The organism is Enterococcus sp. DIV0876, assembly GCF_050529585.1.
In the GTDB taxonomy this organism is placed as follows: domain Bacteria; phylum Bacillota; class Bacilli; order Lactobacillales; family Enterococcaceae; genus Enterococcus_D.
This window is the reverse complement of the sequence record NZ_CP172882.1, coordinates 1,691,626-1,705,000: the sequence shown is the minus strand read 5'-3', so window position 1 is coordinate 1,705,000 and position 13,375 is coordinate 1,691,626. Positions and strand designations below refer to the sequence as shown.

The following is a 13,375-nucleotide window of genomic DNA, read 5'->3' as shown; positions in this document are numbered from 1 at the left end:
GCCTCTAAAAATATTGGTCAAATGCTGCAAGATCTGCAAGATTTCGAAACAGCAATTGAGAAAGAAAATATTCCAGAAATATACCGTATCTATAATGGCCGATTACACAAGCAATTAAAGGAAACATCTAATCAAAATCATGAAATAGATGAATTATTGGCACGTAAGTTACATGATAGTTTCACACAAAAGTTTCCTTTCATGTTGCATTGTGAGAAAGTTTCTTCCACCGTCCATTACTATAAAATAGGAACCTATTTTCATGAACGGCCAACAATAGGTATCGATGCGAGTGTACCTGAAATTTTTGTTATTCCTGAAATCGATGATGAGTGGGACAAATTTCAAAGAGGCAATCGTGATATGCTGACATCGATTGAAAAGCAAATCGATCAACTTGAAGCCAAAAGAATCACAGCCATTTCTGAGGTAAAATCAATTCAAGAGAAAATTGACAAAGTGTCCGCTTCAGAAGCGGAATTAAATGAGTCAAAAGGTTTCTTTAATCGCACCAAAGTTGATGAAGAACTTGAACAATTGACCAATGAACGAAAAGCGTTAGAAGAAAAGCGTAAAGAATGGGAAAGATACACGAACAATGAAGAGGAGATCACGCTAGAAAAAGAAAGACTACAAAAGAAGTATCAAAATTTACGCTTAAAAAAAGCCATTGTAGAAAAAGAATTTCGCCAAATCGATACTTATTTCGGCTCCTTTGATGATTTTTCGGCTAAATTGATTACCTTCTTGAATCAGTATACTGGAAAGGAGCTGCATGAACTTGACCAAAGAATCTACGAGTAACAAAAATGAACTGTCACTTGAAGAAACTGACCATCTTGTTGAGGACACGCAAACATCTGCAGAAGTACTCGAGGAGCAGCAAGCCGATTCAGAAGCGATTTTGTTAGAGGCATCGGATGATGTACCGATCGAACCATCAGATGTATCAAGTGAAGCTTCACTTGATACACAAGAGAATGAAATTGGGGCGGAGGAAATGACGCCTGACTTAGAAGATGATTATTATCAGACGAAAGCCCAAGACCATGCGCGTATCGAATCATTGATCGTACAAGCAGAAAAAGAATTGGCCGATTTGAAATTGCGCAAATCAATGATGGAATCTGACTTTGAAGGATTACATGCACATTACCTACAATTGATCATCGGGGAAAAAGATATTTCAACGATAGCAAAAAAAACATTATTGGAATATTATGCATACGAATTTTTGAAACCTTTAAAATCGATTCAACTTTCAGCGACGGACAACTATGATATTTGGCAAACCAAACATTTTTATGTTCGTTTTCAATTAACAGATAAGAATCAGCTTGATTTGTATTTTAAACTCAATCCCATCAATAGCATGTATGAATCAAGTTACTTGCCGTTGCTAACGATCGATTCTGCCCAACGGTCAGTGCAGGTGAATGATGATCAGATTTTACATTTGATCCGTCAGTGGCATGGAGAAAATATTTTCTCAGTGAATCAACTTTCACTGTTTAATTACGATGTCAATCAGATCCTTGCGCATATTAAAGAATTAGGATTTAGTGTGTCTCCAAGCCTAATAGACAATACACAGCAATTGTCTGTTGATATGGAAACAGATTTTCCTGTTGAGGAAACGGTACTCGATCAAGTATTTATAACAACGATGGAAAATGAAGCGTATGATTTCCAAACAGAAAATCTTGGAGAGATTCGCATTTTGTTAGATAAAAATCAACGGTTGACGATTCAGCTGCATCCTACTTCCGCAGTATTGACTATTGACTCTGATCAATGGAAACGATCTTTATTAGATTTCTTTACGAGCTATGCCTTTTTGGTTCCATTGGTGGTTCCTAGTAAGTAATCCAGCAGCCAAAATGCTAAAATGGTTATTATAACCATTTTGGCTTTTTTTGATTTGAAAGGAGTATTTTTGATGAACACAGCAATTGGTTTTTATGAAGGTCTTTCTTTGTCTGATGCCAATATATTCTTGCAACAGACTGTACCTATGCCCAAAGTAGCAGAACATGACTTGTTGGTTGAAGTACAAGCTGTATCAGTGAATCCTATCGACATTAAAAGAAGAATGAGTACGATAAAGTCTGATCATTTTACGGTGCAAGGCTATGATGCTTGTGGTCTAGTGACGGCAGTTGGGGAATCAGTGAAGGGCTTTGAGGTTGGTGACCGCGTATTTTATGCGGGAACTACTGGTCGTTGGGGAGCGAATCAACGATTTCAACTAGTAGATGCCCGAATCACAGCTAAAGCCCCCGTTGAATTTTCGGATGGTGAACTGGCAGCTTTGCCACTCACAAGTATAACAGCCTGGGAACTTTTATTTGAGAAATTTGGTTTTGTGCCAAAGGAAAATGCCACCACTGGCTCTATTCTGATCGTTAATGCCAGTGGTGGCGTAGGATCAATCGCTACCCAATTGGCAAAATGGGCTGGTTTGACAGTATATGGTACCAGTAGTTCAAAAAATCATTCCTGGCTGCTTCACAATGGTGTCGATCATCTGATTGATCATCATAAACCATTAAGGGGACAAATAGAGGTCAAATTTCAAGCAATCGCTTTATTCTATGATGGTTCTGCATATTTACCGCAATGTACGGATTTGATTGAACCTTTTGGCAAAATCGGTATGATCGTCAACAGCGAAAAACCACTAGACTTAAATCCTTTCAAAAATATCTGTGTCGACTTTTATTGGGAGTATATGTTTGCTAAAACAGATGCAGGAATCAATATGTCTTCTCAAGGAAAAATTCTCGCATCGATTGCCCAGCTTTTAGCAGACAAAACGATCCATTCAACTGTAACCAAAACGATCGGTGGCGGTATTTCAACTGAGCACCTAAAAGAAGCAACTGCTATTGTTGAGAACAGTCACGCTGGTAAAGTGGTGGTAACAGGAGGATTCCTTGATGTCCACGCCTGAAGAAATATTCTGGGATGAGTTTGCTGTTGAATATGCCGAGATTCAAGCGGAATCTCAGGTACCGATTGCTGAAGATCTGGTTGCATATCTACTGGAGGACAACCTGTTACCGATAGAAACGATTGTTGATTTTGCAGCAGGGAGTGGCAAATATATCCCTGCTTTCTATCCATTTGTCGACCATTATCTGGCTATTGATTTTTCACGAGAAATGTTAAAAATCATTTTGGCGCAAACGCCTGATCACCAAGGTAAAATTATTTTGTCCCATAAAGACCAACAAGCATTTCTTGCTGATCCAGAAGTCTATCCTTGTATTTTTATGGCTATGAATCCAGCATTGCTTGATTGGCCATCATTGTTGCGTTTTTATCAAAAAACAGCGTGTTTGTTGATTTTACGTGTTGTTGATGAGTCAGAAGATCTTTTTCAACCATGGGATAAAAGAGAAGAAGCAGTGCAAGATTTACACCTGATCCAAACTTATAAACGGTGGTTGGATCAGGCGCATATTGCTTGGAAAAGTCATCAGTTCGAGTATTCTTACATGGAAGAAATCGATCAAGAAACCTTTCGCGCATATTTTTGTGATGATTATCCTGCGAGCGAGCTTGCAGATATTTGCAAAAAAACATTTGGTCAAAAAATGACAGTGAAGAGTACGACGCGCATCGTTTTCGAACTGTTGATTATCCCAAATAATGGATCATCTGATTATAGTAGAACATAAACAATGGCAGCAATGGTGATGAGGAAAACAATATTGACAAGGTAGAATTGCTTTTGATACAGCTTGATTTCTTTCGGGCGGGCTTGCTTAACTAATTTAAAGGCAATCAAGTTGGCTAAAGAAGCAATCAAAGTGCCAAACCCACCAATATTTACCCCTAATAATACGACTTTTTCCAAAGTAGTAAATGGTGCAATCAAAATGGCTGCTGGTACATTGGAAATAAATTGCGATAGCACGATACTACCAAGTAACGCTTGATGGCTTTCTTGGAAGTAAAGTTTAATGGTATCAATAATGGCCGTTTGTGATTGGATATTGCCAACGATCAAGAAAAAAAAGACAAAGGTCAAGAGTAATAGGTAGTCAACCTTTAGAAATAGTTTCCTGTTATATAAGGCAATCACACCTATTGTCAGGCCAAAGGCAGCAGGCATTGGAACAATCGCAAAAATACCTAGAATGATTGTGAGCAATAAGCCGCTGTATAACAGCGATTCTTTCTTTTTAAACACGATTGATTCTGCGGGTATCGTTAAAGGTGTTTTCGGCAGTCGTTGAATCAACAACAATAAGATCACCAGTGATAGGCCAACGAATAGTGCTGTTGTTGCTAAAAAGTTTGGCAAGGAAATCCCGTAGAAAGAAAATAGAAATAGGTTTTGCGGGTTGCCAAAAGGGAATAAACTGCTGCCTATATTGGCTGCTGCCGTTAAATAAACCGCGCCTAAAAGGATAATGGGGCGGTTTTGCACTGTCCTGGTGATGCTTAAGTAAATCGGCAGTAATGTCAGAATCGCTACATCGTTGGTCAATACCATCGAACTAAAAAAACTCAACAGTACGATCGACTGGATCAGCGTGCGCAAGTTGTGGCTTTTTTGAAGCATTTTTTGTCCCAGTGCATGGAGCAAACCGGCGTGTTCCAAACCATTGATGACCAACATCAAACCAAATAATGAAAATAGCACTTTGTTATCGATAAATGACCAACTAAAATGACCTATTGAACAGGTGACAATCGCTAAAATCAATGATAGAGTGAATAATAAGTCTTTTTTGAAAATATCAAACAATCGTGTCCTCATCTGTACACACCTTTCTCCATCATGCATTTTACCATTTATTATGAGGAGGAACAAAAGAAAGTATCCTTTGTAACACACGTTACCCGTAAGAAACATGTGCTTTTTTAAGCGTCGAGCCATCAATAAGCAGGAGGTGTCCAATGTGAATTTAATGCATTTGCTTGAAAAAAATCAGCAGGTCCATTTTCAGATTTTAGCGATTTTCTTTCAAGAAGGTACAGAGATTTCTTATAAAAAAATGGCAAAAGAGTTATCTGTATCTGCGCCTACATTACAAAAAGAAATGCAAAACCTTGATCAATCTCTGCGAGCGTTTCATGCGGATGCAGCAATTAGTTATGGAGAAAATGACCGTATCTATCTGACACTCCCGGTGGACTTTGATTTACGTGCCTTCTTGTATCAGTATCTTTCGGAAGCTGTTGATTTTCAAATTTTGGTGTATTTGTTTTTTCATCGGGAAGAATCCACCACAAAAATGATGCGTGAATTGATGCTGAGTGAAGCCTCGCTTTTTCGCCACTTTAAAACGATCAATACACTATTGGCTGAGTTTGACATTCAACTGAAGAACAAGAAGTTGATAGGGGATGAACGACAAATCCGTTTTTTCTTTTTTCATTTTTTTGTGCAGAGTTATCCAGCGAGCAAATTAAAGAGTCATTTCTCACGGGCTAGTACAGATAATTTGATTCGGGTGATCGAGAGCCAATTGGCAATCAAGTTGTCAAAAGGACAAGAAGCGAAACTGAGTTTGTGGTTAGGAGTGATGGAAGCACGTTTTGACTACCGGGGTTCTCAAAAGCACGAAGCTTCCTATGAACTTCTGAAGTCATTGGAAAATGATGGCATTTTTCAAGTGCTGAGAAATGTGATGGGGCGTTACTTAAGTCGATTCGCGGTCTCTTGGAGCGATTATGAAACGGTTTATTTATATCTGTTCTTGTTGGCAGAAGGAATGATTGAGCATGAACCTCCCGACCTGACAAGCAATCATTATTTCTGGCAAAAAATCATTCGAAGTAATACAACACTGCTGCAAGCTTTGTATGGAACGATACCTGAAAGCATGCAGCAAACAGAGCTATTTTCGATTCTAACGAGTATCAGTGTGCAATCCATTTTTATTCATGGCGCAATCGTTGCCTTTGCGGAATTGCAACCTGAAGCCGTTTCGAATCATCACGATTTGAAGATCAGTCAGCAAGCTATTGCTTCATTAGCTGAAGAGGCATCCCGCATCTATTCGCCAGAGAAGTTGCAACATTTAGTAAATGAATTACTGCTTGTGCAAGATTGGCTGCAAGTCAAACAAGAGCAACAATTTACTGTAGGGATCTTGTTGTCCCAATCTGGGTTGCGCGGCGCATTTTTACGGCGTTTTTTGATGAAAGAACTGGCTGGTTATCCCAATATTTGCTTTGAAGAAGATCAATCATCTGCATATGATCTATTGATCGTTGATCATCCAGAGATATCTGAAGGCTATCATTACAAAAAGCAAATGATTTTGACCGGCGGCGTGAGCCCATTTGAAGAAAAAAGATTACATGATATTGTTGAAGAAATAAGAAGAAATAACCTTGAAAGTGAGTTGGACAGAGGATGAGAATAGTAATAATCGGGGGCTCTCATGCAGGGTTAGCAGCAGCAAGACATTTGAAAAAATCAGATCCTAAAGTGGATGTGATCATTATTGAAAAATCAAGTGTTCTAGGCTATGTCGCCAGTAGTTTGAACTTGGTACTAGAAGGGTATATTGACCATCTTCAAGATTCTAGGACGGCAACAGCCAGTGAGCTATTGTCAGAAGGCATCAATGTGATGCTCAATAGTGAGGTGGTTGCTATCGATCCCAAGCGTAAACTTGTTCAGTTCAAGACTTCCACAGCGTCTTTTGTGCAAGAGGATGAGGTTGCTTATGATGGGCTGATTTTGGCAATGGGTTCAAGTACTTTTCGGACAGAATTTTCAGAAGATGTCGAAGCACACATCACCACATATAAAACAATCGCACAATCACGCAACGCCTTGGCAAACATTCGGTCAGCCAGTACAGTGGCCATTATTGGTGCTGGACTGATTGGTTTTGAACTGGCTGAATCATTAAGTGGCCAACAAAAAGAAGTTCACTTGATCGATCGTATGGATACTCTTTTGTTTCGTTACTTTGATCAAGAAATCGCTGAGATTTTGATGGCTCGTTTTCCTGACAATCTGCGCATTTATTTAAACAGCAATGTCGCCCATACGCAACAAGATGATAGAGGTAATTATTCGGGTATTGTGTTATCTAATGGGACACAAATCGATGCGGATGTAGTCATTTATGCAGTGAATCCACGACCAAATGTCGCATTAGTGGAGGATTTTTTGGCGTTGAATCTAGATGGTACGATCAAGACAGACGATTACCTGCAAACCTCAGATCCATCGATCTATGCGATTGGCGACTTGGTCTCGATTCCCTTTAATCATTCGGATAGTTCTCTTTATATTCCATTAGTGACAAACGCTTATCGGACAGGGATCATTGCAGCGACCAATCTGTTGGCCTCAGTGAATGATTCACCTAAAATCCCTTTTCCAAAAATGCAGCGAACGGTGGTCAGCAAATTATTTGGGTATTATGTCAGCAGCTCAGGTATCAATGAAACAGAAGCCCCTTATTATGGGTTTAAAGTAGATTCCATCACAAAAACCTTTCATTCTAGCGCTTTTTTTAGCAGCGAAGAAAACTTCGAAGTGACCTTGAAACTGATTTACGACCAAGAAAGCCAAATCATCATGGGTGGGCAAATCATCACCAGTGATCGAGGTAGTTTGGAAATCATCAACACCATCTCGACTTTGATTCAGAGTGAAGCGACATTGCAGCAATTGGCTACAATGGATTACTTTTTTAATCCGACGATCTCATTTCCATTACACTTCTTAAATCAATTAGCAATTGATGCTTTGATAAAATAAAGCAACGTTATGCTAAATGATGCACCTTGATTGTAAACCTACGTTTTTTGTAGGTTTATTTTTTTTTTGAAAAAAAGTCTTGTGATTTATTTCATTATCAAGTACTCTTATAAAGAGAATGAGAATCGTTATCAATTACGAGATGGAGGGGAAAATGAAAAGATTCAGCTTAATCCTGCTGTTTTTCAGTTTAATGATTGCCTCTTTATTCGTTGGCACGCATGAACTTTCATTATCTGGGTTGCTAGAGGGTGTACCAGAAGCGTGGATGATTTTGATTAAAGTCAGAATACCACGGACTATCAGCTTGGTGATCGCCGGAAGTATCGTCAGCCTAAGCGGTAAAGTCATGCAGCACTTATTACAAAATAAATTTGTGGCGGCTGAAGCAATTGGCTTAAGTGATAGTGCCAGACTAGGTATTCTTATGGTGATGCTGTTCCTACCGAATGGCTCAATATTACTGCGTACAGCAGTGGCCACCTTGTTTGCTTATATGGGTGTCTTGCTATTTTTGTCTATCAGTCAAATGCTGCCTAAGAATAATCCCATGATGCTACCTTTGGCTGGTGTGATGTTCGGCAATATCATCGGTGCTGTTAGTGGCTTCTTGGCTTATCGGTACCAATTGGTGCAAAATGTATCTTCTTGGCTGCAAGGGAATTTTGCCACGATCACAGTGGGGCAATATGAATTGTTATATCTGATCATTCCTATCTTTGCTATCTTATATTTTGTGACTTATGAAATCACGATTGCTGGGTTGGGGGAGGATGTAGCGCGTAGCTTAGGTATCAATTATGGATTACTGCGGTTGTTTGTTTTGGGATTGGTGGCATTTGCCAGTAGTGTGGTCTTGCTGATGGTAGGTCAGTTGCCATTTCTAGGTATCGTTGTACCAAATATGATTGGTCTATTCTTTGGTGATCATTTAAAAAACAATCTTTGGCTGACTTGTTTTGCGGGCAGCAGTTTTCTGCTGATCTGTGATATATTGGCAAGAATCGTGATTGCACCTTATGAAATGCCTGTCAGTGTTATCGCTGGAATGATTGGCGGGAGTTTATTTTTATTTCTATTGTTTTGGAGGCAGGTACGATGAAAGTGAAAGTGGGGAGCTTGCTCTTTTTAAGTCTATGTGCTGTCATTGCATACTTAACCTATAATACCTATGGAAACTGGTCTTTTGCTTTCTCGCTTCGAGGCAGACGATTGATTGCCTTTGCCCTCGTTGCAATCGCCAGTTCCTTCAGTACCTTTACTTTGCAAACGATGACACAAAACCGCTATTTGACACCAGGGGTATTAGGATTGGATCAGTTATATGTCTTGATTCAAACCATCTCGTTTTTCTTCGTTGGTGGTATCCAAATTTTGAGTCAAGAAACAACGAAAATGTTTTTGCTGTCTATTTTAGCAACAGCCATTCTTGGTAGTTTACTGATCGGTTTTTTTTATCAGAAAAAAGGGTATCAGTTATTTTTATTGTTGATGGCAGGCATGGTCTGCGGCACGATGTTCAGCAGTTATAGTACATTTTTACAAGTTTTAATGGATCCAAATGAATACGATTTACTTCAGGGAAGATTATTCGCTAGTTTCAATTATATCAATACCCACCACTTACTGTGGGCGACGGGCATCATCTTATTTGGTTGTTTTTGCATGATTTACTTGATACCTGAGCTGAATGTTCTTCATTTGGGCAGCCGACAAGCTGTCAGTTTGGGCATATCAGTGACAGCCATTCATCGACTGCTGCTATTTCTGATTGCCTTGCTCACGGGAACAGCCTCCGCATTGGTTGGCCCGACTGTCTTTTTGGGCTTTGTAGTTGTGACGATCACCTATCAAGTCTTTCCCACCTATCGTCACAGTTGGTTGTTTCTCGGTGGCACATTGATTGCTTTTTTGTTGCTCGTTAGTGGTCAATTTTTTGTCGAACAAGTCTTTGGTTGGAACATCACTGTCAATAGTGTGATTCAATTTTTAGGTGGTCTCTTCTTCATGACGAAATTGATTTTAGAAAGGAAAAAAATATGATTGAAACAATTGACCTCCATAAATCATATGGCAAAACGCAGATTTTGAAAGCTTGTAACCTAGTTTTGCCAGAAGGTAAGATCATTGCTTTGATTGGTCCTAATGGGGCTGGTAAAAGTACGTTGCTTTCTTTGCTTAGTCGAGTTTTGGGGGAACGGACAGGGGAAATCTATTTAGACGGCAAAGAGTTGAAACAGTGGCACACAAAGGAATTGGCACAAAAATTGGCTTATTTACAGCAAAGCAACCAATATGGTGTCCACCTCACAGTGAAAGAACTCGTGGCTTTTGGCCGATATCCTTATAACCGGGGGCGACAAACAGTTGCAGATGCGCGCATTATTGAAAAAGCCATTAGGAAAGTTTCTTTGGGTGAATTGAAAGAGCGGTCGATCCATGAATTGTCTGGGGGGCAATTACAACGTGTTTACCTGGCAATGGTTTTGGCCCAAGAAACTGATTACATCTTGCTAGATGAGCCCCTAAACAATCTAGACTTGAAGCATGCAACGCAGTTGATGCGCAATTTAACCGACTTAGTGCAATCAGAAAAGAAGACAGTGGTGATCGTATTACACGACATCAATTACGCTGCTCGCTACGCAGAATATATCGTAGCTATGAAAAATGGACAGGTTTTACGATCTGGTACAACGGCGGAGATCATTCAAGAAGATCTTTTGTCCGAATTATATGAATTACCCATCAAATTGGTACAAGTGGAAGATAGCTATTTCTGCTATCCGTTCACATAAAAAAATTTTAGGAGGAAACAATGAAAAAAATAGCTATTGGCGTCATAACGATTGGGATGTTTTTGGGTTTGGTCGCTTGTGGAGATAACACAGCACAAGGAGAAAGCCAATCATCGGGAACAACAGCAACACAGACAAAAGAATCAAAAGAAGAAACACCAACTGACATAGAGGTTACTGATAGCAACGGCACAGTGACTGTACCTTATCAACCAGAAAAAGTCATCGTTTTTGACAATAGTGCCTTGGATACGATGCGTGTCCTTGGTGTAGGTGATCGCGTAATTGGAGCTGCCACCAGCAATCTGCCTGAATATTTATCAGATTTTGCTGATATTGAATCAGCCGGGGGGATCAAAGAGCCCGATTTAGAAAAAATCAATCAACTGCAACCGGACTTGATCATCATCTCTGGTCGTCAAAGAGACTATCAAGAGCAATTGGCATCGATCGCACCAACACTTTTCTTAAACGTTGACAATAACGATACATGGACATCGATTGAAAAGAATATTCAAACATTAGCTGAAATCTTTGGCAAAGAGGAAGAAGCACAGCGTCAGTTGGCAGATCTGCAAGGTCAAATCGATACCCTGAGTGCTAATGCTGAAGAAAGTGGCTTGTCGGCTCTGGTAGTGATGGTCAACGAAGGCAACCTCTCAGCGTTCGGCCCTGGCTCTCGGTATAGTATTTTATATGATACTTTTGGTTTTGTTCCAGTGGATGATACGATAGAAGCGTCAACACACGGGGAAAGTATTTCATACGAATATTTGTTAGAAAAAAATCCGGATTTGTTATTTGTCATTGATCGTAGCCAGGCAATTGGCGGAGAAGAATCGCAATCGGCGTTCATCAGCAATGAAATCGTCCAAGAAACAAATGCGGGTCAGAATGATCGAATCATTACATTAGACGCTGAAGTTTGGTATTTAGCTGGATCAGGAATCGAATCGATCGAGCGAATGTTGGCAGATGTCCAACCAGCTGTTGAGTGAGCAATTGGATAAATAGGCAGGAAAGAAGTGATGATGCATCACTTCTTTTTTTTATGGTCAAGTATAAGACTTAAGACTGATATTTAAGAACTTCAATGATTTTACTTTACCTGTCGTAGTAATTGTTTTATAATTATTACGACAGATGGAGTAATTGAGGAGGGATCGTGTGATATCTAGTGACGGTATTCGAGGATACAATGATGCGATCATTCTATCTATTCTTGCAGGTGAAGATTCTTATGGTTATGAGATTTCTAAACGGATCCGCGAAGGAACCAAAGACGTATATGTGATCAAAGAAACGACATTATACTCTGCCTTCACCCGTTTAGAAAAGCAAGGGCTGATTCACTCCTATCCGGGTGAAGTGACCCATGGAAAGAAACGGACATACTATCAAATCACGGCAGCAGGCAAGCAAACTTTACAAGAAAAACGCACGGAATGGCAACAGACCAAAGTGGTCGTTGACCAGTTCTTACAAGGAGGAGCCAAATGAAAACTATACACGATTATTTAGACACTTTATTCTTGAGTGTTCCAGTCACACCGGAAACCAAGAAAGCCAAAGAGGATCTTTCCGCGATCATGGAAGACCATTATCATGAATTGATCAGTCAGGGAAAGAGTGAACACGAAGCAATCGGTGCTGTCATCAGTGAATTTGGTTCTGTAGATGAATTGCTGCAAGCATTAGATATTTCTCCTGAGGAGGACGAACCTAATGAAAGTGATTGGGCGCATGCAATTAGTGGTGAAGAGGCCTTTGATTACTGGAAAACGGTCAGGTATTTTGCATTATACTTGTCGACAGGTATTGGTCTATGTATTTCGGCATTTGCGATTTTTTCCTTTTTTGTTGGGTTAGATTCGCCAAGTCTTGGTATAGTGATGTTGCCTGTATTCGTGGCCATTGGTGTTGGGTTTATTATTAGCTCTGCTTTAAAGTATGCGGAGAATCGTAAAAGAATGGATGATCGGTTCATTTCTAATGAAATCAAGCGCATGGCCCGTCAACAATTGGAAGATTATGAAAAAAGTTTTCGCATCGGTTTGGTCTTAGGTATCGGGTTGTGTATTTTCTCATTGGCGCCAATTTTTATGAGCAGTATCTTTTATTACGATACACCTTATGGGATTGCAATGTTCTTGATGATGGTTGCTGTCGGTGTTTTTTTCATCGTCTATGTCAGCGTGATTCGATCAGGTTATGCGAAACTAGTCAATGAAACGTATTTTATTCGTGATGAAGATCAACCAGGCGCGCGGGCAACACATCATAAATATGGTGAAGCAGCAGGAAAAGTCGTCTTTTTCCACACCGTTTATTGGCCGCTGATTGTTGCGGGTTACTTGATTTGGTCTTTTGTTTTTCATGCATGGGCGTATTCTTGGGTGATTTTTGTGATTGGTGGTGTTTTACAAGATTTCTTTTTAGAGCAATTCAGCCAAAAGCGTCAAAAGTAAAATGCTCTTTCAAGGAACAAGATTGCTTTACTTCCTCTTGTTGCAGGATTATAATCACAGTAACCATAAGATTGAATGAAGATCGTCTGGTTATTTTATAGATGTGTTAGACAAGAAAAGAGGAAAAGCTATGTTAGAGATACAATATATCAAAAACGGCAGTAAGGAAACAGCACATTTTGATAGTGCAAAAGCATTTTTGGCAAGTCAATATTTAGAAGTGCCGCCATTCCAAGATCATTATCCTGTTGAAGAAGTGCGCTTGGATGATGTAAAACTTGATTTACCAGAAGCAACGATAGGTGGTCTGTTCAATTTTTTAACCACACAAAAGAATGAATCTTAATCACTTAATCCCTCTCTTGATC

At 39.6% G+C, this 13,375-nt stretch carries 14 protein-coding genes (1 of these 14 cut by a window edge); 13 read left to right on the top strand and 1 reads right to left on the bottom strand.

From position 1 onward, the window contains the following. The 4 genes from IGI41_RS07920 to IGI41_RS07905 all read left to right on the top strand — a co-directional run. Positions 1 to 804, top strand: partial view of a hypothetical protein gene (locus IGI41_RS07920; RefSeq protein ID WP_430609217.1) — the 3' portion only. 93 nt of this gene lie to the left of the window's left edge; the window shows 804 of its 897 coding nt (coding positions 94–897); the start codon falls outside the window, past its left edge; it ends in the stop codon at positions 802 to 804. Between the two features lie 196 nt (positions 805 to 1,000). After that, positions 1,001 to 1,867, top strand: coding sequence for a hypothetical protein (locus tag IGI41_RS07915; protein WP_430612776.1), 867 nt, complete (start codon positions 1,001 to 1,003; stop codon positions 1,865 to 1,867). Between the two features lie 72 nt (positions 1,868 to 1,939). Next, positions 1,940 to 2,953 (top strand): zinc-binding alcohol dehydrogenase family protein, encoded by a 1,014-nt coding sequence (locus IGI41_RS07910; protein WP_430609214.1) that lies wholly within the window; start codon positions 1,940 to 1,942, stop codon positions 2,951 to 2,953. Then, positions 2,940 to 3,683, top strand: a complete 744-nt coding sequence (locus IGI41_RS07905; protein ID WP_430609213.1) for a class I SAM-dependent methyltransferase — start codon at positions 2,940 to 2,942, stop codon at positions 3,681 to 3,683. The genes IGI41_RS07910 and IGI41_RS07905 overlap by 14 nt, the downstream gene beginning before the upstream one ends. Here the strand turns inward: IGI41_RS07905 and IGI41_RS07900 are convergent. After that, complete coding sequence (locus tag IGI41_RS07900; RefSeq protein WP_430609211.1) at positions 3,668 to 4,771, bottom strand: SLC13 family permease; 1,104 nt, start codon at positions 4,769 to 4,771, stop codon at positions 3,668 to 3,670. The genes IGI41_RS07905 and IGI41_RS07900 overlap by 16 nt on opposite strands. Before the next feature lie 151 nt (positions 4,772 to 4,922). Here IGI41_RS07900 and IGI41_RS07895 point away from each other — a divergent pair, with 151 nt between their 5' ends. The 9 genes from IGI41_RS07895 (at position 4,923) to IGI41_RS07855 (ending at position 13,353) form a co-directional block, all read left to right on the top strand. Further along, positions 4,923 to 6,380, top strand: coding sequence for a helix-turn-helix domain-containing protein (locus IGI41_RS07895; protein ID WP_430612774.1), 1,458 nt, complete (start codon positions 4,923 to 4,925; stop codon positions 6,378 to 6,380). Next, the gene (locus tag IGI41_RS07890) at positions 6,377 to 7,741 is read left to right on the top strand and encodes an FAD-dependent oxidoreductase (RefSeq protein ID WP_430609210.1); all 1,365 of its coding nucleotides are present in this window, start codon (positions 6,377 to 6,379) and stop codon (positions 7,739 to 7,741) included. Before IGI41_RS07895 ends, IGI41_RS07890 begins: the two co-directional genes overlap by 4 nt. A gap of 154 nt (positions 7,742 to 7,895) precedes the next feature. Further along, on the top strand, positions 7,896 to 8,843 hold the full coding sequence (locus IGI41_RS07885; RefSeq protein ID WP_430609209.1) for an ABC transporter permease: 948 nt from the start codon (positions 7,896 to 7,898) through the stop codon (positions 8,841 to 8,843). Next, positions 8,840 to 9,784, top strand: coding sequence for an iron chelate uptake ABC transporter family permease subunit (locus IGI41_RS07880; RefSeq protein WP_430609208.1), 945 nt, complete (start codon positions 8,840 to 8,842; stop codon positions 9,782 to 9,784). Before IGI41_RS07885 ends, IGI41_RS07880 begins: the two co-directional genes overlap by 4 nt. Next, entirely contained in the window at positions 9,781 to 10,539 is a 759-nt protein-coding gene (locus IGI41_RS07875; protein ID WP_430609207.1) for an ABC transporter ATP-binding protein, read from the top strand. Before IGI41_RS07880 ends, IGI41_RS07875 begins: the two co-directional genes overlap by 4 nt. A gap of 20 nt (positions 10,540 to 10,559) precedes the next feature. Continuing rightward, positions 10,560 to 11,537: a siderophore ABC transporter substrate-binding protein gene (locus IGI41_RS07870; RefSeq protein ID WP_430609206.1), complete on the top strand. Its 978-nt coding sequence runs from the start codon at positions 10,560 to 10,562 to the stop codon at positions 11,535 to 11,537. Positions 11,538 to 11,706: 169 nt separating this feature from the next. Beyond that, positions 11,707 to 12,039, top strand: coding sequence for a PadR family transcriptional regulator (locus IGI41_RS07865; RefSeq protein WP_430609204.1), 333 nt, complete (start codon positions 11,707 to 11,709; stop codon positions 12,037 to 12,039). Continuing rightward, positions 12,036 to 13,007, top strand: coding sequence for a permease prefix domain 1-containing protein (locus IGI41_RS07860; protein ID WP_430609203.1), 972 nt, complete (start codon positions 12,036 to 12,038; stop codon positions 13,005 to 13,007). Before IGI41_RS07865 ends, IGI41_RS07860 begins: the two co-directional genes overlap by 4 nt. A gap of 130 nt (positions 13,008 to 13,137) precedes the next feature. Continuing rightward, positions 13,138 to 13,353 (top strand): hypothetical protein, encoded by a 216-nt coding sequence (locus IGI41_RS07855; RefSeq protein WP_430609202.1) that lies wholly within the window; start codon positions 13,138 to 13,140, stop codon positions 13,351 to 13,353. The last annotated feature ends 22 nt before the right edge of the window (positions 13,354 to 13,375 follow it).

Bases quoted from the DNA above. Each gene is read 5' to 3' on its own strand.
- IGI41_RS07915 (WP_430612776.1), top strand. From the start codon at position 1,001: ATGACGCCTGACTTAGAAGATGATTATTATCAGACGAAAGCCCAAGAC.
- IGI41_RS07910 (WP_430609214.1), top strand. From the start codon at position 1,940: ATGAACACAGCAATTGGTTTTTATGAAGGTCTTTCTTTGTCTGATGCC.
- IGI41_RS07905 (WP_430609213.1), top strand. From the start codon at position 2,940: ATGTCCACGCCTGAAGAAATATTCTGGGATGAGTTTGCTGTTGAATAT.
- IGI41_RS07900 (WP_430609211.1), bottom strand. From the start codon at position 4,771: ATGAGGACACGATTGTTTGATATTTTCAAAAAAGACTTATTATTCACT.
- IGI41_RS07895 (WP_430612774.1), top strand. From the start codon at position 4,923: ATGCATTTGCTTGAAAAAAATCAGCAGGTCCATTTTCAGATTTTAGCG.
- IGI41_RS07890 (WP_430609210.1), top strand. From the start codon at position 6,377: ATGAGAATAGTAATAATCGGGGGCTCTCATGCAGGGTTAGCAGCAGCA.
- IGI41_RS07885 (WP_430609209.1), top strand. From the start codon at position 7,896: ATGAAAAGATTCAGCTTAATCCTGCTGTTTTTCAGTTTAATGATTGCC.
- IGI41_RS07880 (WP_430609208.1), top strand. From the start codon at position 8,840: ATGAAAGTGAAAGTGGGGAGCTTGCTCTTTTTAAGTCTATGTGCTGTC.
- IGI41_RS07875 (WP_430609207.1), top strand. From the start codon at position 9,781: ATGATTGAAACAATTGACCTCCATAAATCATATGGCAAAACGCAGATT.
- IGI41_RS07870 (WP_430609206.1), top strand. From the start codon at position 10,560: ATGAAAAAAATAGCTATTGGCGTCATAACGATTGGGATGTTTTTGGGT.
- IGI41_RS07860 (WP_430609203.1), top strand. From the start codon at position 12,036: ATGAAAACTATACACGATTATTTAGACACTTTATTCTTGAGTGTTCCA.
- IGI41_RS07855 (WP_430609202.1), top strand. From the start codon at position 13,138: ATGTTAGAGATACAATATATCAAAAACGGCAGTAAGGAAACAGCACAT.